Source organism: Pseudoalteromonas sp. S3776 (assembly GCF_005886915.1).
In the GTDB taxonomy this organism is placed as follows: domain Bacteria; phylum Pseudomonadota; class Gammaproteobacteria; order Enterobacterales; family Alteromonadaceae; genus Pseudoalteromonas.
On sequence record NZ_PNCU01000002.1, the window covers coordinates 106,855 to 129,506 of the forward strand.

The following is a 22,652-nucleotide window of genomic DNA, read 5'->3' on the forward strand; positions in this document are numbered from 1 at the left end:
ATTGTCTATTACTTGGTTTTATCAAACGGCAATAACAGAGTTTTCATTGCAGGCCTCAGTGCAATTAACACCGTTTCTTCAGTGAGTTCTGGGTAGAGCATCTTACGAAGCAGTAACCCTGCCATCATCGAAAAAATAACATTAATACGGCTCTCAAGCTCTTGTTCATCCGTGTTTTTAAGCGCACTACGCTCACTGGTGAGCAGTTGGCGCATGCGAGAGCGTGCTTGAGTATCCATATCGCGCAAAAGCGAGGCCACCTTATTATTGCGACCTGCTTCCGCCATCATGTCTAAGTCAATCACACAAGCACCGGTATCCATATGCCTTTGCACACCAATGTTTAAGCCATCTATAAGTGCTTGTAAAACATCACCCGGGTGATCTTCAAACTCCTGAAAGATAGAGAACATTTCTTCCATGTCTTTAGCAATAATACTTTCAATTATTGCCTCTTTGCTTTCAAAGTAGTTATATATATGCCCAGCGCTCATACCTGCAGTTCGGGAAATTTCGGCCATACCCGCGCCGTGGTATCCCTTACGTCTAAAACACTCTGCGGCAGCACTGAGCACCTGTTCACGCCTAGCTTGAGCTAAGGCTGGGTCTAAATGTCTTTTAGCCTTAGTGCTCATAACCCGACTCCAGTATTAAAGGCATACATAATATTCGATAAGCTAATTGCACAGCTTAATTTAATAGCACCTTTCATTTTACTGCTCTTGCACAGGAGTTTTAGCTATATTCCAACCACCACCTAAGGCTTTATACAAGTTGATTTGGCTGGCAAGGTATGCCTGCTGACCCGTTATTAACTGCTGTTGAGCCGAGTACCACGTACGTTGGGCATCAAGTACCTGTAGGTAACTATCAGCTCCTTTTTCGTAACGCATTTTTGATAAATCGTAAGTAAGCTCACGCGAACTAATTAGCATATCAAGGGCATCAAGTTGCTCTTTGTAGCCTTCTCTATCTGCTAATGCATCAGCGGTTTCACGAAACGCATTTTGAATTTTTTGCTGGTACGTCGCCACTGCAATTTTTTGTTCGGCCTTTGCTACATCAAGGTTTGCCTGATTACGCCCCATAGTAAAAATAGGTAAGTTTATCGATGGTACAAAGCTCCACGTGCCCGAGCCTGAATCGAACAAGCCACTTAAATCACTTGAGGCAGAGCCCGCATTAGCCGTTAAACTAATGCTAGGATAAAAAGCCGCACGCGCTATACCAATATTCGCATTCGCGGCTAATAAAGCATGTTCAGCGGCTTTAATATCAGGGCGCTGCGTAAGTAAATCAGAGGGTAAACCAACCGGTACTTCTGGTAAATCCAATAAATTGGTTAACGAATTAGTTGGCAATAAATCACTCGATACAGGCTGCCCTACCAGTAAATCTAATGCGCTTTTATCACGTTTTAACAAGCGTTTATACGTTGCTATATCCACTTTTGCAGTGGCGACAGTACTTTTAAGCTGCTCAAGCGTAATGGCCGATGTAGCGCCTAAATCAAAGCTTTTTTGCGTAAGCGAAAGTGACTCTTGTTGCGAGCTTAATGTTTCTTTAGCGAGTTCTAATAACTGTAAGTCGGTGGCGTAGTTTAGCCACGCATTAGCAAGCTCAGCAATAAGTGAAATTTGCGTGCTGTACTGAGTAAGCTCAGTGTTATAAAGGTTTTGCAGAGCTTGCTCTGATTGGTTACGTACCTTGCCCCAAATATCCAGCTCATAAGAAGTAATACCCACTGTAGCACTGTATTGTGAGCTAATTGTGGCTTCGCCACTACCTGACAACTCAGCAGGCAAACGCTGGCGTGTACCACTGGCGTTAAAATCTAACGATGGGTATAAAGCCGAGTCTTCGATTTGGTATAAGCCACGAACGCGCTGTACATTAAGTACCGCTATTTGCATATCCTTATTGTGCTCAAGGCTTAAGCCTATCAGGGTTTTTAATTTTTCATCGTTAAAAAATTGCTGCCAATGTAACTGCTGTGCTGATGCTCGCTCAGTGTCAGATGCATAAGCATCTGGCACTGGTAAAGTAAGCTCTTTTTGTTCTGGCGCTAATTGGCAACCACTTAAAATAACAAGCGTTATGGCGCTTAAACTTAGACGTTTTTTGCTCATTACGCGCGCTCCTTTTTGTCTTCGCTATTTGCCATAGGGAATAAACGACGAACTAATACAAAGAATAACGGCACAAATACCACCACTAAAATAGAAGAGGCAAGCGTACCACCAATAATCGAAATACCCAGTGCATTTTGCGCACCTGAGCCGGCACTTGAGGCAATAGCAAGTGGAATAACACCACAAATAAAGGCCATAGATGTCATAAGTATTGGGCGTAAACGCAAGCGAACTGCAGCAACAGCTGCATCGACTAAGCTCAGGCCTTCTTGCATTTTATGAATTGCAAACTCTACAATTAATATGGCATTTTTAGAGGCAAGACCTATGGTGGTTAACAAACCAACCTGTAAGTATATATCGTTAGATAATCCGGCCGTAAGTGCTGCAACCATAGCGCCAAATATACCTAGTGGCACAATAAGCATTACAGCAAACGGTACCGACCAGCTTTCATAAAGCGCTGCTAAACATAAAAATACAAACAGCAGTGATAAACCATATAGCAATGGCGCTTGGCCGCTACTTGAGCGCTCTTGAAACGAAATACCGGTCCACTCAGAGGCAATACCATTAGGTAATTGCTTTACTAAGCGCTCCATTTCGTCCATTGCTTGGCCTGTACTGTAACCTGGCGCAGCAGTACCTTGAATTTCCATTGCTGAAAAGCCATTGTAGCGCTCAAGACGTGGCGAGCCATAGGTCCAATGCGAACTTGCAAAGGCTGAAAATGGCACCATATCACCGCTATCATTACGTACATACCACTTATTTAAATCCTCTGGCACCATACGTGAATCGGCATCGCCTTGTAGGTAAACCTTTTTAACACGGCCGCGGTCAATAAAGTCATTTACATAACTACTACCCCACGCAGTTGCTAGGGTGCTGTTAATATTAGCTTGCGAAACGCCCAGTGCCTGAGCTTTAGCAAGGTCTACATCAAGTTGTAGCTCTGGCATATCTTCTTGACCATTAGGGCGTACGCCCGCAAGAATTGGGCTTTGGCTTGCTAATCCTAATAGCTGGTTACGCGCGGCCAGTAGTGCATCGTGGCCAAGTCCAACACGGTCTTGTAAGAAAATATTAAAGCCATTAGCCGTGCCTAGCTCAACAATTGCAGGTGGCGGAAAGGCAAACACAAACGCTTCTTTAATGGTCGAAAAATAGCCCATTGCTTTACCTGCCACTGCTTGTACAGATAAACCTTCGCCTTGACGCTCATCCCAGTGCTTAAAGTTCACAAAAGCAATTGCTGAGTTTTGACCAGAACCTGCAAAACTAAATCCAGTTACCGTGAAAATACCATTTACAGCATCCGATTGATCGTTCAAAAAGTGCTTTTCTACTTTTTTAACGACTTCAAGTGTTTCTTCCGTCGTTGAGCCTGCTGGTAGTGATACCTGATTAAACAAAATACCTTGGTCTTCATCTGGTAAAAATGCCGTTGGTAAGCTTGAAAAGATATACACCATACCCGCGACAATAAGGCCATAACATAAAAGATAGCGCTTAGATAAACGGATCATACGACTCACAAAGCTTTGTGCGCCTGAATTAGTTTTATCAAACCCGCGGTTAAAGCCGCTGAAAAAACGACCGAATAACGAGCTGTTATCATGAACATGGCTTGGTTTTAAAAGCGTTGCACACAATGCTGGTGTTAAAATAAGCGCCACCAATACCGATAGCCCCATTGCTGATACCAGCGTAATAGAAAACTGACGATAAATAACACCGGTTGAGCCACTAAAAAACGCCATCGGAATAAATACCGCCGACAGCACCATGGCAATACCTACAAGCGCGCCTTTAATTTCATCCATCGATTTACGTGTTGCCTCAAGCGCAGAAAGCTTTTCTTCACTCATTACACGTTCAACGTTTTCTACTACAACAATGGCATCGTCTACCAGTAGGCCTATGGCAAGTACCATAGCAAACATGGTTAATGTATTTATTGAATAACCAAATGTGTACAAAATACCAAAAGTACCTAGCAACACCACTGGCACAGCAATCGTTGGAATAAGCGTAGCGCGGAAGTTTTGTAAAAACAGATACATAACTACAAAAACCAGTACCACTGCTTCTATTAACGTATGAACCACTTTTTCAATCGATAGCGATACAAACGGTGTAGTGTCGTATGGTACAACAACGTCTAATCCTTCAGGGAAAAACGCCTTAAGCTCTGCAATTGCAGCTTTTACACCTTCGGCTGTATCAAGGGCATTTGCACCACTGGCAAGCTTAATACCTAAGCCCGATGCAGGTTTTCCATCGTAACGTGCTACAACACGGTAGCTCTCGCCGCCGAGCTCTACACGCGCTACATCTTCAAGGCGTACAAACGAGCCATCAGCGTTTGCTTTTACTATAATTTGTTCAAACTCTGCTGCGGTTTGCAAACGGCTTTGCGCTGTCACCGTTGCATTGAGCTGCTGGCCTTCAACCGCTGGCATGCCGCCTAATTGACCAGCCGATACTTGCGCATTTTGGGCACTAATTGAAGTGCTAATATCCGCAGGTGTTAATTTATAATTTTGCAGCTTAGCTGGATCTAACCAAATACGCATAGCATATTGAGAGCCAAATAACTGAACTTCACCTACCCCTTCAACACGCGAGACAATATCTTGCACATTCGATGAGACATAATCACCAATGTCGATATTGGTCATACTGCCGTCTTTTGATACAAAACCTAAAACCATTAAAAAGTTACGTGCAGATTTTGCCACCGATACACCCTGTCTTTGTACTTCTTCAGGGAGTAAAGGGGTCGCTGTGGCTAACTTGTTTTGCACTTGCACCTGGGCAATATCTGGGTCTGTGTCGGCGCTAAATGAAAGCGTAAGCGTAGCTGAACCGCTCGACTCAGATGTAGATGACATATACAACAAGCCATCAAGTCCTTTCATTTTTTGCTCTATAACCTGAGTGACCGTATCTTCTAATGTACGAGCTGATGCCCCAGGGTAAGTAGCGGTAATGCTAATTGCTGGCGGTGCAATTGACGGGTATTGTGCTATGGGTAAGCTTTGAATAGCCAACACACCTGCAAGCATAACCACGATGGCAAGTACCCACGCAAAGATGGGTCTGTCGATAAAAAATCGTGACATTAAAACTCTCCGTTATTACGCTTTGTCGGCTGTTGCAGACGGTGAAACTTCTGAAGGGCTAACTGGTGCACCTGGGCGAATTTTTTGTAAGCCTTCAACAATTACTTTATCGCCATCAGCTAAGCCTTCGGTTACTAACCAGTCAGAGCCAATCGTTCTATCTACTTTTAACACGCGGCTTTCAACGGTGTTTTCTTTGCTTACCACCATAGCTGTTGGCTCGCCTTTTGTATTACGGCTAACTCCACGTTGCGGCACTAAAATAGCATTTTGTTTAACGCCTTCAACCACTGAGGCACGCACGTACATGCCAGGTAACAATAATTTGTCAGGGTTTGGGAATTTAGCCCGTAAAGTAACGGATCCCGTGCTTGGGTCTACAGTCACTTCTGAGAACTGTAATGTGCCTTTGAGCGGGTAAGCTGAACCATCTTCCATTTGCAGCTCAACATCAGTTTGTGATTGTGAATCAACACTTAAAGTGCCTGATGCAATGGCTTTTTTGAGTTGGGTTAGCTCGTTACTTGATTGCGTTAAATCGACATAAATAGGGTCAAGCTGAGTCACTGTTGCAAGTGCTGTCGATTGGTTTGCACTTACAAGTGCACCAACGGTAACACTCGACTTACTAATTTGTCCGCTGATTGGTGAAGATACGTGGCTGTAATCGAGATTAATTTGTGCAGACTTAAGCTGGGCCTTTGCTGTTAATAGTTCGGCTTTTGCTTGTTTTTGCGCGGCATCGGCCTCGTCATAGTCCTGTTGACTTACGGCTTTAATTTTTAAAAGCTCGCTATAACGTGACGCTTTTGATTTAGTGCTCGCAATACTTGCCTCAGCGCGGGCTACAGCCGCCTCGCTTGCTGCAAGATCTGCTTCAAAGGTCGCGGGGTCAATTTGGTATAGCGCTTGGCCTTTTTCTACTTGAGCCCCCTCTTTAAATAACCGAGACTGCACAATGCCGCTTACTTGCGGGCGGATCTGTGCAATTTGAAAAGCACTAACGCGACCAGGAAGTTCCTTTTTTAATGTAAGCGCTTGGCTTTTTAAAGTAATAACACCGACAGGTACTGCTTGTGGCGCTGAAGCTTGTTGCGACTCAGCTGCTTGATCGCAACCTGTTAAAGCAACAGACCCAATAAGAGCTGTTAATACAAATAAAGCGGTGCGAGAACGCTGCATGATAAATACCTTTTAATCTATTTATGTCTAGAGTGAACGATCATTCTAAAGTAAATTTAAAGGATAATAAATTAAAACAGCTTCAAATTTACACTAACTTACAGTTGCATAATTAAACTACGCCATAGGTGGTAGTTGGTGTTAATTAGATGAAAATTAAATAAAACAGTATGAAAAATAAACTTAAAAGCGATTCGCTAATTACCTACGCGCAACAAAAAAGCCAAGCTAAGCTTGGCTTTAAACGTAAATTTAGGTCTAGTTCTTAATTCGGGACACCAGTAATTGCTCTACTCTAATCCCCTCAACATCAACTACTTCAAACTTAAACCCGTTAAAGCTTAAATCTTCAGCCCGTTTAGGAATACGCTTCATTGTGTATATTAAAAATCCGGCCACCGTTTCATAATGCATTTGCTCAGGAAACTCTTCAATATCTAATACTTTTGCTAAATCAGTAATGGGGGTTAAGCCATCTACCAACCATGAGCAATCATCACGCTTTACAATAAGTTCATCGCCTTGGTGGGTAATTAAATCGCCCATAAAGCCTTTCATTAAATCTTTTACAGTCACAATGCCAACCAATAACGCATACTCATTTACCACTACCGCAAACGGTTTAGCGGCACTTTTGAATGCATTTAACGCCTCAGATAGGCTCAAAGTTTCGGGCAGGTAAAAAATATCAGTCTCTACTAGCTCTTGTTTAATGGTTGCAAGCTCACCCTTAAGCACTTGGCGTAATATATCTTTTAACTCAACAGAGCCGCGTAATTTATCTAAATTCCCTGATACCACTAAAAAATGATTGTGGGGGCTTTCAATAATTTTAGTGGCTATATCGTGGCTGCTTTCATCTAAATCAAAATACACTATTTGGTCTCGCGGAGTCATCACACTCGATAAAAAGCGCGCCTCTAGTTCAAACACATTGCCGATTAGCTCGTACTCTTGCTGTTGTAAGCTACCGTATTCTGCACCTGCCTCCATCATCGCCACAATGTCTTCTGTAGTCACACTATCTTCTCGCTCTGCAGGTACTTTAAATAGGCGCAGCACACAATTAGTTAAACCATTAAAAAACATAACTAATGGTGAAAGTGCAAACGTAACCCAACGCATAATGATTACCACACGCACTGCAACTGCTTCGGGCATGATCATAGCTAAGCGCTTCGGCATTAAATCAGCAAATAAGATAAACAAAGAAGTAATAGTAAAAAACGAAAATATAAAACTGATTTTATCAAGGTGAGCGCCTTGATAAAAAAGCATCAATACATTTTTTACATAGGGCGATAAAGCTTGCTCACCAACAATCCCACCTAAAATAGCAATGGCGTTTAGGGAAATTTGAATCATTGCAAAAAACGCCCCTGAATTTTCTTGCAACTTTAATACTGCACGCGCGTTATCACTGCCTTCATCGGCCATCACACGTAGCTTAATTTTACGCGACGCTGCAATGGCGATTTCCGACATAGCAAATAACGCACTCATCAAGATCAATAAGCTAATCCCGATCAAATCACCCATTTAACGCTCCAAAAGTTAGCGCTTTTTTCAATAAAAAGCAGCTGATTATAGACGCTTTTTTGAACGCGGCAATTTATATTTGCGACTTTACAAAAAAACCAGTAAGTCATTGATTATAAATCACTTGTTTTTATATTTAGCTTCATCAAAAGCGAGGGAGAGTCTATCTTGTAGGCTTTGTGGCATGTTTTTATTACAGGCAAAATACAAAGGGGAATTTTGTGTATTGAGCGTTAATATAGGTTCTAATAACTTTAGCTTTGGCTCAAATTGTGCTCGGTAGTTAAATTGTTTTTTACTTAAAATAACAAAGTCGAGAATATCTTGCCGTGTGCTTATTAATTTATCTATTTTGTCTAAGCTATCAATTATAAGTAAGTTTTTAGACTCACTGAAGCCACGCTCTAACAAATAATGGTGGCTAAAATTGTCCCTAAGCACCGCTGTTTTATATTGTTTAGCATCGTTAAGCGTTTTTAAGCGAATATTGCGCGATTTGAGCGCATAAATAGCAGAGTCAAAACTTTCAAGTTCAGCCACCCAGCTAAATTTATCTTCGCGTTTAGGCAGCCTTACAATAGAAAATATACAGGTATTTGTGTCTCTTAAAACTGCGTTATAAGACACAGCCCAACTTTGCGCTAGCATAGTGTATTTTATATCTGTGTTGGCAAGTGCGTTTCTTACTTTGTCTACAGAACGCCCTGCTAGCCGATTGTTCTCATCAATATACTGAAAATCGGGGAATACCTCGGTCACTATTGTAATTTCAGCTGCATTGAGCCTTATGCATACAAAGCACAACAAAAGTACATACAACTTCATTCAGCTTCGCCTCAAAACTAAACAGATATTAACAAATTATAGCTGAGAGTAGCTGAACCGCTAGTTTTTAATCTAGCCCTATACGCTGATAGGACTAGATTTTTTATAACTATTTATTCATTGCGCCGATCAAAAACGCTGAGATTTTTGCGCCTTCACGTAATGTAGTTTCCGAGCTTGCTTGCCCTACCAACGAGCTGTCGGTAAACGGGGCTATTTCCATCATATCAGCGCCGGTAATAGGAAACTCATCAGCAATAGCCGATAAAATATCAAGTGCGTGCTGTGGGGTTAAACCGTTATCTTCTGGCGTGCCCGTTGCTGAGGCAAACTCCGCATCAAGTGCATCTATGTCAAAGCTTACATACACTTCATCTACGTTATCGGCTTTGAGCTGTGCAATGGTTTCAGCCGCAACCGCTTTTGCGCCACGCTCTATAATCTCTGACGCCCAATGTTGTTTTACACCAAAAGTGCTTTCCCAATGCGACTTAGGTTTACCGCTTGAACGAATACCAAACTGGATCAGGTGATGGGGCGCTGGTAAAAACTCTAATATATGTGTACACCACGAGCCAAAGCATAAATCAATGCCTAAGCGCTCTACTAATAAGTCAGTATGTGCGTCAAAATGAATTATAGCAGTACGCTTACCTTGCTCACGCTTTGCTTTTAAGTACGCTTTAGTGAGTGGGTAGCTAATTGAATGATCGCCACCAATGCCAAAAATACCCTTGTCTTTAAACGTTGCATAAAAGCTATCGCACACGTCTTCAGTAATTGAAAGCGGGCTTACGTAATAGTCATCATTTTCATCACCGTAAAGGGCTTTTTGACAATTAGAAATGGTTGCATCGTTTAAGTATTTATCGTGCAATAAGTGAGGAATTACCCTCACATCGCCTAAATCGAATGAGTGACACTGCGGTTGTTGATCTATCAGCGCAGAGCGCAAAAATAATGGCCCCCAGTTTGCTCCACGTAGAATGCCACCGCCACAATCTGAGCTAATACCTAACATAACCGCTTTATGAGGAGACTCAGGTAGCTGTGTTAAAGAGTTTCGCCACAAAACATCAACATTCTCGCTTTGCCCATATAATTTATTACGTAATGCCGCTTTACGCTCTTTGGCGGTATTCACGGTAAATACACCGTCGCCTGGGGCACATAAACAGTGCTCTACTTTACGTTTAAACGCGTCAAATTGTGTGCTCATAATAAATCCTATACTTGTGTTTTTATTCATGCGGTTTTGATTAGTTATGCAAATATTAAAATTATCGGCTTAATTACCTAAAACACCCTACGCGCTGACTTATTGAACTAGCAATTAATACACGCTTAAAAAATCGATGTTTAAATAAAGCCAAAATTAAGGCATAACCACTTGTTATAAAACAATTAAAAACGTTTTAAACCACATACTGATAAATTGAAATTATCACCATAAACAATACATATAGGCTCTAAATTAACAAGTCAACTCCTCTTGTTTTAACACCCTTTAAGCCTATGATTTAATATTCAGTGTGGATGAATAAAGCCAGCATATACGTGTATTTTTCAACATCGGACATACGTCCTGTACATAGTTTACATTTGCCGCAATGATGCTAAATTGACAACAAATTTTTATAAAAAGGCTTAGTTATGGAAAAGGTATTTCACTTAGGATTATGTATTGACGATTTAAAAGGGGCGCAGCTTGCTATTGTCCCTGGTGACCCGGATCGTGCTGCACGCATTTCTCAATTCCTAGACAACCCAACCTGCCTTGCTCAAACACGTGAGTTTCATGTTTATTTAGGTCAGTTGAATGGTCACTCTGTAGTGGTTTGTTCAACCGGTATTGGCGGCCCGTCTACATCTATTGCAGTAGAAGAACTAGCGCAACTTGGTGTACGTACTTTTTTACGTATTGGTACTACAGGTGCGATACAGCCACATATTAACGAAGGTGATATTTTAGTAAGCCAAGCATCAGTGCGTTTAGATGGTGCAAGCCAGCACTTTGCGCCGCTTAGCTACCCTGCGGTATCAGACTTTTTTGCTACGCAAGCTATGGTGCAAGCATGTAAAAACCTAAACATTGATTTTCATATTGGTATTACAGCATCAAGCGATACGTTCTACCCAGGTCAAGAGCGTTACGATACGCACTCTGGCTATGTACCAAAGTCATTACAAGGTAGCTGTGAAGAATGGCAAAACCTAGGCGTAATGAACTACGAAATGGAGTCGGCTACATTATTTACCATGTGTGCAGCCCTTGGCCTTAAAGCTGCGTGTGTTGCCGGTGTGTTGGTAAACCGTACTCGTCAAGAAATTCCAAATGTTGACCACGGTGAAATTGAGAAAAAATCTGTAGCAGTGGTATTAGAAGCCGCAAAAGTACTATTAGGCTAATCCTTATTAGCACTTTAATTAATCGTATAAAGCACAGCAATTGCTGTGCTTTATTGTTTTTAGCTTAACTTAAACTCTGATTACCCAGCGGTGCGCTAATCAATTTTATTTCAGGTAGGTTGTCAAAGCTTGCAAGTACTGCACGCGCTACTCCCCCTTGGTTTTCACGACCTTGTGTTTCTAACAGGGTGATTGATTTAACCGTATTACCATTAAAACTAAGTCCCGCCAAAAACAGCTGGCTAAGCGCACTTTGCAGTGGCGAAAGGCTTGGGCTATAAGCTACGTTTTCTGCATAACTGCCGTAAAAATCACCATCGGCAAAGGTACTAATTTTAACAGCACTAAAATTTTGGCTATAGGGTACATACGCATTTAGCGCCATGGCTGCTAATTTGCCATCAAGCTCAGTATTAGCAAACGCTTGCTGATGAGGCTTTGGATTAAACAAACTAAATTCGTTACCTAAATCGGTAGGCCCAAATGAATGTGGTAGTAAATCAGCGAGTTTAAAATGCTTCTCTGGCAGTAAAATATCAAACTCTTTAGCATCGGCCAGCTCGTTCATAAACTGCCTACAATAGCCGCATGGTGCATCACTAATTGCTATTTTAACTATTTTTTTAGCGCCGTTTAACCAGGCATTATTAATAGCCGACTGCTCAGCATGTACCACTAGGCTAAGTGCTTGATGGTCAAACTCTACATTAGCACCAAAATAAAAATTTACATCGCCTTGCTCATCAAGCGCTTTAACAATTGCACCCACATGAAAGTGTGAAACGGGAGCCACCGAAAATTCAGAGGCAAGCGGTACCAAACCTTGTAATAACGCATCATCGGATACATTAAATTGCGCACATAGTTGTTTTATATTATTAGAATTTAATATGCCGCGTTGGGTTTTTAGCTGAACACGTAAAGCTTGAGTTTGCGCTACGCTTAAAGCGATATGAGAGTTTGTAAGGGCTGTGTCTTGTTGCACAGTAAAAGTTGCTGAAGCCATAACATATTATAATTATTTAATGGCCAAGTAGTGTAAAAGGTTAAGGTTAGAATTACTAGGACTATTGACCTTTATGGTTAACATTTGTTCATACTAGATTTGATTTAAGCGCGCCTTGAACTTTGATGCCTAGTGGGCTCGATAACAGCTCCTGTGCTATTTTAACGACTTACATTAAGTAAGAGTAAGTAAAACTAAGTAATGTATCCACACCCAGCTCACACACCTTATCGCCCCCTATGTAGGCTGTAAAAGTTAATCCTTAAGTTATTAAATAAAAAAGGGAACACAGCGTGTTCCCTTACAAAATTAACAAGCTAAAGTTTAACCTGTATTACGCATACCTGCCGCAATACCTGTCATGGTGATCATTAATGCATTATCAATGTCGCCTTCGCTGCCTTTTTCGCTTGAACGTGCACGTCTTAGTAGCTCAACTTGCAGTACATTAAGCGGATCAGTGTACGGATTACGAAGCCCAATAGACTCTTTGATCCATGGTTGGTCCGCTAATAAGCTATTTTGCGGGCTGAGTGACTGTACAAGGCTTATCGCCTCTTCAAGCTCTTTACGCAGTGACACACCCAGTGGTTTGTACATATCCTCCACCAGCGCGTTATCGTAATGCTCACTTAACCAGCTATCAGCTTTACTAAATACCATTTCTAGCATTTCTAGGCGCGCTCTGAAGAACGGCCATTGCAGGCTCATTTCATGAAGTGTTTCTAGGCCATACTTATCAAGCGCTGCTTTTAAGCCTGTTAATGCACCTAGCCATGCAGGTAGCATTAAACGGTTTTGACTCCATGCAAAAATCCACGGAATGGCACGTAAACTTTCTACGCCACCGTTTGGATTACGCTTAGCAGGGCGTGAGCCTAATGGTAATTTAGACAGCTCAAGCTCAGGCGTTGCCATTCTAAAGTAAGGTACAAAGTTTTCATCATGACGAACTACATTACGGTAGTGCTCACACGACTCCTCACTTATTAACTTCATTACTTCACGCCACTGCGGTTTGGGCTCCGGCGGTGGTAATAAGTTGCTTTGCAGTACTGCACCTGCGTAAATATTTAAGCTTTGCAGTGCAACATCAGGTAAACCAAACTTAAAGCGGATCATTTCGCCTTGCTCTGTTACACGTAAGCCGCCTTTTAAAGAACCCGGTGGTTGTGAATGTAGCGCTTGAGCAGCAGGTGCACCGCCACGCCCAACTGTACCGCCACGGCCGTGGAATAAAACAAGTTCAATGCCACGCTCATCGGCAAGCTGTACTAATTTATCCATTGCCTCGTACTGCGCCCAACCTGCAGCCATCATGCCGGCATCTTTAGCTGAATCTGAATAACCAATCATTACATTTTGCGTGTTTTTAATGTGCCCGCGATACCACACGTTATCAAGCAGTGTAGTAATTACATCGCTACCTGCATTTAAATCGTCAAGTGTTTCAAACAATGGCGCAACAGGTAAATCAAACTGACAACCGCTTTCTTTTAACAGTAGTTGTACCGCTAAAATATCAGAGGCAGTACGCGCCATTGAAATGATGTATAAGCCAAATGTTTTTTCATCTTGCTTTGCAATAACATCGAAGGTGTCGAGTACTTCTTGCACCTCTGGGCTTGGTTGCCAATTTTTAGGGATGAGCGGGCGACGAGAGTTAAGCTCGGTAAGCAAAAACGCTTGTTTGTCTTGCTCTTGCCATTGGTTGTAATCACCTAAGCCTAAGTGGCGTGTTAGCTCTGAAAAGACATCGCTGTGACGGTCTGAATCTTGGCGCACATCTAATTTTGCTAAACGCAGGCCAAAGCTATTAATACGGTGCAATAAATCAAGTAATAAGCCATCGGCGACTACTTTCATGTTGCACTTTAATAACGAGCGGTAACATACTTCTATTGGGTGTTTAATTTGATTAATATCAGTAATTAAGTCTTGTGAGTCACTGCGCTTGTTTTTAATTTTAGCGCCTAAATGAGCCACAGTTTCAGCGACTTGCGTTTTAAGCTTTTTAATTACTGCACGGTATGGTTCAAACTCTTGCCCCGCAAGTTCAATAAGTTCATCGCTTGCATCAGACATAGAAAGCTCAGCGCACAATGTTTTTAAGTCTTGAATATATAAATTAAGCGCCATCCAACGACCGTGGTCAAGTACTTCAGAAGTCACTTGCGCAGTCACAAACGGGTTCCCATCGCGGTCTCCCCCCATCCAAGAGGTAAACTCAATAGGACTGTAATCGATGGGTAATTCTAAACTTAAATGCTCTTTTACTTGATCTGAAAACTCACGTAAAAAACGCGGCACAGCATGCCACAAGCTATTTTCAATGACTGCATAACCCCATTTAGCCTCATCAATTGGCGTCGGGCGCGAACGACGAATGTCGTCTGTGTGCCACGCTTGGCTAATAAGCTGTGCAATACGGTTTAAAATAGCAGTGCGTTCTTGCTCTAAATTATCTTTGCGTTCAAGTGATGCTAAACATTCACTGAGTTCAACCTGTTTGTTGATCATTGTTCGGCGTGTCACCTCGGTTGGGTGAGCCGTTAATACTAAGTTTATGTGGAGTTTTGAGAGTGTTTCGGCCAGATGATTACTGTCTAATTGGCCTTCTTTTGCTTTTGCAGTTAACGTTTTTAATGTTTGAGTGAGAGGGTTTAGTTGGCAAAAGCCAACATCATTAAAACGCGAAACAGTGTGGAACTGCTCTGCTACATTAGCTAAATTTAAAAAATGATTAAATGAACGGGCAACCGGTAAAAGCTCTTCATCACTAAGCGCATGTAGTACCTCAATTAGCGCTTGTCTGTCGTCTTCGTTACCACTGCGAGATGACTTTGATAAAGCACGAATTTCTTCTACTTTATCTAAAATCGCTTGTCCTTGGGCGTCCTTAATAGTTTGTCCTAATAACTGCCCTAGTAAATTAACATTTCCTCGCAAGGCGGCATATTGTTCACTCATTTCTCAGTCTCCTTTGTTTCATGGAATGCTATTAATATCATTATGAGCGCATATTTAATAGATCCATTTGCAATGGTATGTCGTAAAAAAGTATATGAAAAATAAACGTTAAGTTATTTTATGATCATTTTTTATGACGGCAATTGTCCATTATGTAGCACTGAGATGACAAAATTAAAACAGGCTGACACCGCTAATAAAATTCAGCTTGAAGATTTAAATGCGCCCGATTTTAGTGACCGCTATTCATATATTGATAAAAATAAAGCAATGAATCATTTACAAGCACAAACATTTTCCGGTGAAATGATTTACGGGTTAGATGTGACTTATCTCGCATGGAAAACCGTTGGAAAACACACGTGGTTGAAAATTTTTCGCTTGCCTATAATTAGTTTTTTCGCTGACTGTGGTTATTTACTTTTTGCCAAATACAGACAAACGCTAAGCCGATTATTAATGCCAAATACACAGTGCACCAACGGACAATGCCGTGTTAAATCAAAAGGTGTTAAATGAAAACAATTGTATTATTTGGCGCAAGTAGTGCCATTGCAAAAGCTTATATAGAGCAGCTACAAATAAATACACCCACTCATCAAATTGTTTGTGTTAGCTCAAAGAGTATTGATTTTGAGGGAAGTGTTGTACATTTTAAAACTGATTACACAACACACTGCCTAGCGCGCGTTAGTGCTTACTTAAAGGAGCAAAGCGCTGAAATTGAACAGGTTGTTATATTTAACGGTATGCTGCATAGCACATCTCATATGCCCGAAAAAAAACTTGAAGATTTAAACGCTGAGTATTTCAGCCACGTTTTAAACGCAAACACACTCACTCCTGTGCTATGTTTGCAGTGTATAACGCCACTCTTAACACATAAAACCCAGTGTACCATTACCGCACTTAGTGCGCGTGTAGGCAGCATTAACGACAACAAGTTAGGTGGTTGGTACACATATCGCGCCTCCAAAGCTGCTTTAAATATGCTTTTCAAAACCGCTGCGATTGAGCTTGCACGGCGCGCTAAAAATACTAAGCTCGTTTTATTTCACCCAGGTACTACCGATACAGCCCTTTCAAAGCCATTTCAAAAAAATGTACCTGCGGGTAAGCTTTTTAGTACCGAATTTGTGGCAAAACAGCTTTTTACACTTACATTTAATAACCCTCATTTAGAACTCAATGGTGCGCCTGCCTATTTAGACTGGCAAGGTGAAACCATACCGTGGTAAGGAACTTTAATGCATTTTACTAAAGAGCGGATAAACGCACTTGAAAAACACACCCGTACTCATTTAATTAACTCGCTTTCGGGTTATAAAAGCGCCAATTTAATTGGCACCCAAGATAAGCAAGGCAATACCAATCTCGCCATTGTTAGCTCTGTCATTCACCTGGGCGCACACCCGCCGGTGGTTGGCATGATAATGCGCCCAAACAGTGTGCCACGCCATACATTCGAAAACATAATCGAAACGGGTAGCTACACCATTAACCAAGTTAACCAAGCTATTTATAAACAAGCGCATCAAACATCGGCCCGTTACCCTAAAGGCGAATCAGAGTTCAATGCAACCGGTTTAACGCCAGAATACCTAAATGACTTTACAGCACCATTTGTGCAAGAGTCGCGATTAAAATATGCGGTAAATTATGTTGAGCACCAACACTTAGCCGTAAATGGCACTGAGCTGGTTATAGGTGAAATTACCGATGTTTACTTAGATGAAGTTGCCTTGCAAAGCGATGGCTTTTTAGATTTACAGGCTATTGAAACAGTTGCTGTGACGGGGCTTGATAGCTACCATACAGGCAACAAACTATCTCGTTTACCTTATGCTAAAAAGCCTTAATATGTATATTGTCGCATAATGTTGAATTACTGTTTTAGATTAAACACAATGCCTAAAAACCAAGGAGACATTTATGGCCACAGTAGGCGTTGGTACGCAAACAAGTGAACAAGCACTGGCAAGTTTAAGTAATATGGCATGCAAAGTGACCCCCATACAAGTAGATGAATATTTGCAGCGTATTGCTAAAGCACAAGCATACATGCAAGCCAAGAACATCGATGCCATATACTTAAATGCAGGCACTAATCTTACCTACTTTACAGGTATGAAATGGTACGCAAGTGAGCGCATGGTTGGTGCAATTTTACCTGCTATTGGTGAAATACAATACATTGCCCCGTATTTTGAAATTGGCACCCTAAATGGCTTTAAAGTGGTTGAGGGGCCTATTCATGGTTGGCAAGAGCACGAGAGCCCCTACTCGCTTTTTGTAAATGTATTAAAGCAGCTTAACGTAAGCGACACCGCCACTATAGGCATTGATGAAAGCGCGCAGTTTTTTATATTTGACGGTATTAACACAGCGCAAAAAGGCTTTAATCTAATCAATGCACAAAGCGTTACTGCACATTGTAGAATGCATAAGTCGGTAAATGAATTAGCGCTTATGCAATGTGCAATGGACATGACCTTAGCTGTACATCAAGCAACCGCAAGTATGCTTTACGAAGGTATTACCACCACAGAAGTAGAGGCCTTTATTAAAAAAGCGCATCAAAAGGTAGGCGCACCAGGTAACTATTTTTGTATTGTTTTATTTGGAGTTGCAACGTCTTTTCCGCACGGTGTTAAAGACGCGCAAGTACTTAAAAAAGGCGATATGGTATTAATCGATACCGGCTGTAAAGTACACGATTACCTATCGGATATTACCCGTACTTATGTATTTGGCGAACCAACAATGCGCCAACGCATGTTTTGGGATCACGAAAAAGCAGCGCAACTCGCCGCGTTTAATGCAGCTAAGATTGGTGCTACGTGTGAAGCGGTTGATGCAGGCGCTCGTCAATATTTAGCGGCTCAAGGATTGGGGCCACAGTATCAAACACCCGGCTGCCCGCATCGTACTGGTCATGGTATTGGCTTAGATATTCACGAGTGGCCTTATCTAGTCGGTGGAGACAAAACCCCACTTGCACCTGGCATGTGTTTTAGTAACGAGCCAATGTTAGTTATACCCGATGAGTTTGGCGTGCGTTTAGAGGATCACTTTTATATGACCGACAACGGACCGCATTGGTTTACACAGCCAAGTTATAGTATTGACGATCCGTTTGGGCTATACGCTTAAACCCTTTAATAAAGAGCAGCCATTAGCTGCTCTTTTTAGTTTAAGGATTGATAATACATACTTCATCCCAATATCCCTTTTATACCAAAGCAATCCGCAAAAGGATGAATATGAAAAACTTTAAAATTGATATCGTGTCAGACGTAATGTGCCCATGGTGCGTGGTAGGTTATAAAAACCTAGAGACAGCGCTTGGCCAACTTAAAGACGAAATGAGTGCAGATATTACGTGGCATCCTTTTGAGCTAAACCCTGATATGCCACTTGAGGGTCAAGATTTAAACGAACACTTAATGCAAAAGTACAACCTAACTGAGGAACAAGGCGATGAAAATCGTAAAAACATGTTCGAAGCAGGAAAGCGTGCTGGCTTTACGTTTAATTTTGATGGCAAACGCATCATGATCAACAGCTTTGATTTACACCGCCTACTTACATGGGCACGTGAAGAAGGCAAACAAACGCAGTTAAAACTCGCCTTTTTTGAAGCGCACTTCACCGATTTAAAATACTTAAATCAAGAAGACACTTTGCTTGATGTAGTGGCAAGTGTTGGCCTTGATAAAGAAGAGGCGCGTAGTATTTTACACTCAGATAAGTACGTACAAACAGTGCGCCAAGAGCAAGACCGCTTTAAGCAACTAGGTATTAGCTCTGTGCCAACGTTTATCATCAACGATAAATATGCAATCAGTGGCGGACAACCAAGCGACTCGTTTATTCAAGCACTAAAACAAATTAGTGAAGAAGAGGCTAAGCAAGAAGTTTAGTTAGCTAGCAAAATTAAAGGCTGCAATGTGCAGCCTTTTAGCCTAGTTTAAATAAATGATTATACACCCAACCCACCTTTTATAATTAACTCGTAGCCAAACAAGGCTAATTTAAGCATTTTCAACTCTTTATAAATTAACCACTTTGGCAGGTAAGGGGTGTCGGGCACCTGCCAGCCATGCTTATCATAGGCAAGGCTAGCCACTGCGCTTATCAGCAGAGCTACATCGCCTTCCCAGGTCACTGCGCCCTCTGGTGGGTCAATGTAAAACTTATAATGCAACTCAATGGCTGTGTGGATTGCCCGTTTATAATGGGCTTCATCGTTTGATAAAAGCGCCACCCACACATCCAAGTAAGGCAAAAAAAGCTTGTTCACATAAGGCGCTCTAAATTCATCCACATGCTCAGGGCCTGATTTTTCCATGACCTCACGTAGTAACTTTGTTTGATCAGTTTCTTGTACAAATATATTTCGCACAAAGTTAAACATCGCCACATTAAACGGTTCTTTAAATTCCAACCAATCAGCTTCGCATCGACAGATTAGCTCTGTCGCATCAGCATCTCTTAGGCACAGGGCTAAACTTAATTGTAGTAACCAATTATCAACCATAATTTCGCGGTGCTCAGCGCACCCCTCTAAACGAAACACGTGATCTTTTAAAGTAAAAATATGGCGCTGCCCAGGGTTTGACACTAGATTATAATGGGCGTGTAATAAATCTAAACCGAAGCGCATAATCGGTACGCCTTTAAGCCCTTTTTGAGCTAGCTGTGCTTGAAAGCTTAGGTTTATACAATCCATTGCGTCCAAGCCTAACCGTGCTTGTGGCTTTTCATATATCTTAGGCTCTAGCTCAAGGTAACGTTGCCATCTATGATTATAAGTGTCTAAGTGAATTTGAAAGGCATTTTGCAAATTCACTAATTGATAATGGTCATTGTGGTACTTCAATTGGCTCATAACGTGATCTTTCCAATGGTGTAATTTGTCACATCAAACGTTGGCTTTAAGCTGCTACCGGTTTGAAACTTCTGCTGCACTTTACGAAATTCAATATTACCAGAATAATTCTTAAATACTTCCAGAGTATTACCCAAGGCTTGTATTTCTGCGCTATTGTTGCCCGAAGCAACCGCCTTTTGGTACTCTCGCTTCATGTTGTCAAACACTGACTGTACATAAGAGGTGCTGCCTTGTTGAACGCGCTGCCCTTTGTGCATCCGAGAACCTAATTGGCTGTTGCCGCCTTTTGCTTCCAAGATTTGTAAGCGCAAAAACCTTACTCGCTACGCTGTTATAAAAGTACTGGCACTATACATGCACTGTCTATTACGTGTCTTTAATGAGTGTGCTGCGCGCTATTTAGTTTCGAATGGCACGTAAATATTACAATGTGTCATTAACTTCTTTCATACCGCGATTCACTCTCTATTTATTAAAGACTAACGAGCGATTAAATACGCATAAGGAGCAAGCATGGCTAAGTCAGCAACATTATACAGAATGGTAACCAATGAGCACATTTGCCCATTTGGTCTTAAATCAAAAGATTTACTGAAGCGAAAAGGCTATAAGGTAGATGATAAGCCGCTGACTTCGCGCGAAGAAACCGATGCATTTCAACAAAAGCACAATGTTGATACCACACCACAAACATTTATCGATAACAAACGCATTGGCGGGTATGACGACCTGCGCGCTTACTTTAATAAATCGGAGCCTGGTCAACAAGGTACTACTTACACTCCCGTAACGGCCATTTTTGCTGTTACCTTATTACTTGCCTTTGCATTTAGCTACTCCACTGGCTTTGCACTTTTTTCTATGCATACAATTATGCTGTTTGTCGCGTTAACAATGGGCGTACTGGCTATACAAAAATTACGTGACTTATACAGCTTTAGTAATTCTTTTATAACCTATGATTTATTTGCAATGAAAGTCGTGAGATATGCTTATGTGTACCCATTTTTAGAAGCATTTGTAAGTATTGGCATGATTGCGGGTCTCTCTGCTTATATTGTTGCACCCATTTCTTTATTTATTGGGGGTATTGGCGCCGTGTCGGTGATTAAGGCTGTTTACATAGACAAACGAGAGCTTAAGTGTGCCTGCGTTGGCGGAGATAGTAATGTACCGCTGGGGTTTATCTCTCTGACTGAAAACCTGTTTATGATTGCCGCATGTGTCTGGATGTTTATTAAGTAATCTTAATTAAGGTTAAATCATGAGCTTAATAACTAAACGGTTTATTTTACATAGCTGGTCATTTAGTGTAAAAAAGGGGACTAAATAATAAATGGATTTAAAATGAAATACTTACTGTCTATCATTGCCGCTCTAATCATTACTGGCTGTACTTCAACTCCACTTCAAGACAGGCCTGCAGCAACGGTAAAATCAACAGTTCCACCTAAATACCCTATTGCAGAGGTACGTAATAAAACAGAAGGTTTTGTTACCATGTCTTATGATGTAGATAGTTATGGGCGCCCTAATAATATCAACGTTATTAACGCTAAACCTGAGCAAGTGTTTAATAGCGAAGCCAAACGCGCACTATCTAAATGGCAATACTCACCTAAAGTTGTTAATGGTGTTGCTGTACCTGACAAAAACTTAGAAATGACAATTGAGTTTAATTTGGATAATTAATAATCGGGTAAGGTTATATCTCAAAGGCTGCAGTGTGCAGCCTTTTTAGTAATTATCAGCAAGCTTATTAAGTACGATAAAGTACTTTAATAACGTGCCAGCCAAATTTAGTTTTAACTAGGTGGGGCTCTAAAATAGCGCCATTAAAGGCTATTTTGTCAAACTGCGGGACCATTTGCCCGCGTCTAAATTCGCCTAAGTCACCACCTTTTTTACCCGATGGGCACGACGAGTATTTTTTAGCTAAGGTTTGAAACTTTGCACCTTTACCTAATTGCTTAATAATGTCTTCTGCTATTTCTTTGTGTTTAACCAATATGTGGAGTGCGTGCGCTGTACTTGCCATTTCAAAGCCCTGATAATTTAAAACGCGGCGATTTTAGCACAGCCACATAAACCTGGCATCTACTTATACTGCAATGTGTGAACGACTAGTTTATAAATAATGTTTTGCATCATCTGGGCTGGGTATTCTGCAATAGTTGTACTTGCCAAATAAGGTATAGCGGTTTAAAGCAATTTTATCGTACAGCCAATTATTAAAGGTGTTAGGTAAAACACTAAATACAGTGGCTAATTTATAGGGGTAACCTAGCTGCTTTACTACTTCAAAAAAAGCATGACTTTGCGTGTACGCTTTGCCGTTTTGTAGGTAAACCATTGAGGCGTATTGTGTGGTTGAAAAACCAAAGTGAGTTAACAGCAGTGCACCTTTTGGAGATTGCACGCTGCATAGTTTAAAAATAACATTGGCATCGTTACTAATAATAAAATTACACCACGCACTACATAATTTACACTGCGCATCGAATAATATAATTTTTTGATTACGCACTAATGTAGCCGCATCATCACTCATTTTATACCCCTAAGCG

At 41.4% G+C, this 22,652-nt stretch carries 21 protein-coding genes; 8 read left to right on the forward strand and 13 right to left on the reverse strand.

From position 1 onward, the window contains the following. Nucleotides 1–8: 8 nt before the first annotated feature. The 7 genes from CWC16_RS01685 to CWC16_RS01715 form a co-directional block, all read right to left on the reverse strand. On the reverse strand, nt 9–635 hold the full coding sequence (locus tag CWC16_RS01685; RefSeq protein WP_055019147.1) for a TetR/AcrR family transcriptional regulator: 627 nt from the start codon (nt 633–635) through the stop codon (nt 9–11). 78 nt (nt 636–713) lie between these two features. Further along, a complete protein-coding gene (locus tag CWC16_RS01690; RefSeq protein WP_138540243.1) occupies nt 714–2,129 on the reverse strand; it encodes an efflux transporter outer membrane subunit in 1,416 nt (471 codons plus the stop codon). Then, nucleotides 2,129–5,260: an efflux RND transporter permease subunit gene (locus CWC16_RS01695; RefSeq protein ID WP_138540244.1), complete on the reverse strand. Its 3,132-nt coding sequence runs from the start codon at nt 5,258–5,260 to the stop codon at nt 2,129–2,131. The genes CWC16_RS01690 and CWC16_RS01695 overlap by 1 nt, the downstream gene beginning before the upstream one ends. Before the next feature lie 15 nt (nt 5,261–5,275). After that, nucleotides 5,276–6,442, reverse strand: coding sequence for an efflux RND transporter periplasmic adaptor subunit (locus CWC16_RS01700; protein ID WP_138540245.1), 1,167 nt, complete (start codon nt 6,440–6,442; stop codon nt 5,276–5,278). A gap of 258 nt (nt 6,443–6,700) precedes the next feature. Beyond that, entirely contained in the window at nt 6,701–7,981 is a 1,281-nt protein-coding gene (paeA, locus tag CWC16_RS01705; protein WP_138540246.1) for a polyamine export protein PaeA, read from the reverse strand. A gap of 120 nt (nt 7,982–8,101) precedes the next feature. Next, nucleotides 8,102–8,806, reverse strand: a complete 705-nt coding sequence (locus CWC16_RS01710) for a substrate-binding periplasmic protein (RefSeq protein ID WP_138540247.1) — start codon at nt 8,804–8,806, stop codon at nt 8,102–8,104. A 109-nt stretch (nt 8,807–8,915) separates the two neighbouring features. Continuing rightward, nucleotides 8,916–10,025, reverse strand: a complete 1,110-nt coding sequence (locus tag CWC16_RS01715) for an arginase family protein (RefSeq protein WP_138540248.1) — start codon at nt 10,023–10,025, stop codon at nt 8,916–8,918. 434 nt (nt 10,026–10,459) lie between these two features. Here CWC16_RS01715 and udp point away from each other — a divergent pair, with 434 nt between their 5' ends. Beyond that, complete coding sequence (gene udp / locus CWC16_RS01720) at nt 10,460–11,215, forward strand: uridine phosphorylase (protein ID WP_138540249.1); 756 nt, start codon at nt 10,460–10,462, stop codon at nt 11,213–11,215. A gap of 64 nt (nt 11,216–11,279) precedes the next feature. On the opposite strand, the gene cdd is transcribed toward udp, so the two are convergent. Continuing rightward, a complete protein-coding gene (gene cdd / locus CWC16_RS01725) occupies nt 11,280–12,221 on the reverse strand; it encodes a cytidine deaminase (RefSeq protein WP_138540250.1) in 942 nt (313 codons plus the stop codon). A 324-nt stretch (nt 12,222–12,545) separates the two neighbouring features. Continuing rightward, entirely contained in the window at nt 12,546–15,191 is a 2,646-nt protein-coding gene (ppc, locus tag CWC16_RS01730) for a phosphoenolpyruvate carboxylase (protein ID WP_138540251.1), read from the reverse strand. 120 nt (nt 15,192–15,311) lie between these two features. On the opposite strand from ppc, the gene CWC16_RS01735 reads away from it, so the two are divergent. The 5 genes from CWC16_RS01735 (at nt 15,312) to CWC16_RS01755 (ending at nt 19,114) form a co-directional block, all read left to right on the forward strand. Then, a complete protein-coding gene (locus CWC16_RS01735) occupies nt 15,312–15,710 on the forward strand; it encodes a thiol-disulfide oxidoreductase DCC family protein (RefSeq protein WP_138540252.1) in 399 nt (132 codons plus the stop codon). After that, on the forward strand, nt 15,707–16,429 hold the full coding sequence (locus tag CWC16_RS01740; protein WP_138540253.1) for an SDR family NAD(P)-dependent oxidoreductase: 723 nt from the start codon (nt 15,707–15,709) through the stop codon (nt 16,427–16,429). The genes CWC16_RS01735 and CWC16_RS01740 overlap by 4 nt, the downstream gene beginning before the upstream one ends. A gap of 9 nt (nt 16,430–16,438) precedes the next feature. Continuing rightward, nucleotides 16,439–17,050: a flavin reductase family protein gene (locus tag CWC16_RS01745; protein ID WP_138540254.1), complete on the forward strand. Its 612-nt coding sequence runs from the start codon at nt 16,439–16,441 to the stop codon at nt 17,048–17,050. Between the two features lie 73 nt (nt 17,051–17,123). Then, nucleotides 17,124–18,344: a M24 family metallopeptidase gene (locus tag CWC16_RS01750; protein WP_138540255.1), complete on the forward strand. Its 1,221-nt coding sequence runs from the start codon at nt 17,124–17,126 to the stop codon at nt 18,342–18,344. A 110-nt stretch (nt 18,345–18,454) separates the two neighbouring features. Beyond that, on the forward strand, nt 18,455–19,114 hold the full coding sequence (locus tag CWC16_RS01755; protein ID WP_138540256.1) for a DsbA family oxidoreductase: 660 nt from the start codon (nt 18,455–18,457) through the stop codon (nt 19,112–19,114). A 59-nt stretch (nt 19,115–19,173) separates the two neighbouring features. On the opposite strand, the gene CWC16_RS01760 is transcribed toward CWC16_RS01755, so the two are convergent. Together CWC16_RS01760 and CWC16_RS01765 are read right to left on the reverse strand one after the other, a co-directional pair. Continuing rightward, nucleotides 19,174–20,082, reverse strand: a complete 909-nt coding sequence (locus CWC16_RS01760) for an immunity 49 family protein (RefSeq protein ID WP_138540257.1) — start codon at nt 20,080–20,082, stop codon at nt 19,174–19,176. Then, on the reverse strand, nt 20,079–20,396 hold the full coding sequence (locus tag CWC16_RS01765; RefSeq protein WP_138540258.1) for a hypothetical protein: 318 nt from the start codon (nt 20,394–20,396) through the stop codon (nt 20,079–20,081). Before CWC16_RS01765 ends, CWC16_RS01760 begins: the two co-directional genes overlap by 4 nt. 202 nt (nt 20,397–20,598) lie before the next feature. On the opposite strand from CWC16_RS01765, the gene CWC16_RS01770 reads away from it, so the two are divergent. Then, nucleotides 20,599–21,330: a MauE/DoxX family redox-associated membrane protein gene (locus tag CWC16_RS01770; RefSeq protein ID WP_138540259.1), complete on the forward strand. Its 732-nt coding sequence runs from the start codon at nt 20,599–20,601 to the stop codon at nt 21,328–21,330. 102 nt (nt 21,331–21,432) lie between these two features. Beyond that, nucleotides 21,433–21,777 (forward strand): energy transducer TonB, encoded by a 345-nt coding sequence (locus CWC16_RS01775; RefSeq protein ID WP_055013827.1) that lies wholly within the window; start codon nt 21,433–21,435, stop codon nt 21,775–21,777. Nucleotides 21,778–21,844: 67 nt separating this feature from the next. On the opposite strand, the gene CWC16_RS01780 is transcribed toward CWC16_RS01775, so the two are convergent. Next, nucleotides 21,845–22,123, reverse strand: coding sequence for a peptidylprolyl isomerase (locus tag CWC16_RS01780; protein ID WP_004588770.1), 279 nt, complete (start codon nt 22,121–22,123; stop codon nt 21,845–21,847). Nucleotides 22,124–22,213: 90 nt separating this feature from the next. After that, nucleotides 22,214–22,636 carry a thiol-disulfide oxidoreductase DCC family protein gene (locus CWC16_RS01785; RefSeq protein ID WP_138540260.1) on the reverse strand — a complete coding sequence of 141 codons (423 nt, stop codon included), beginning with the start codon at nt 22,634–22,636 and terminating at the stop codon, nt 22,214–22,216. Nucleotides 22,637–22,652: the final 16 nt, after the last annotated feature.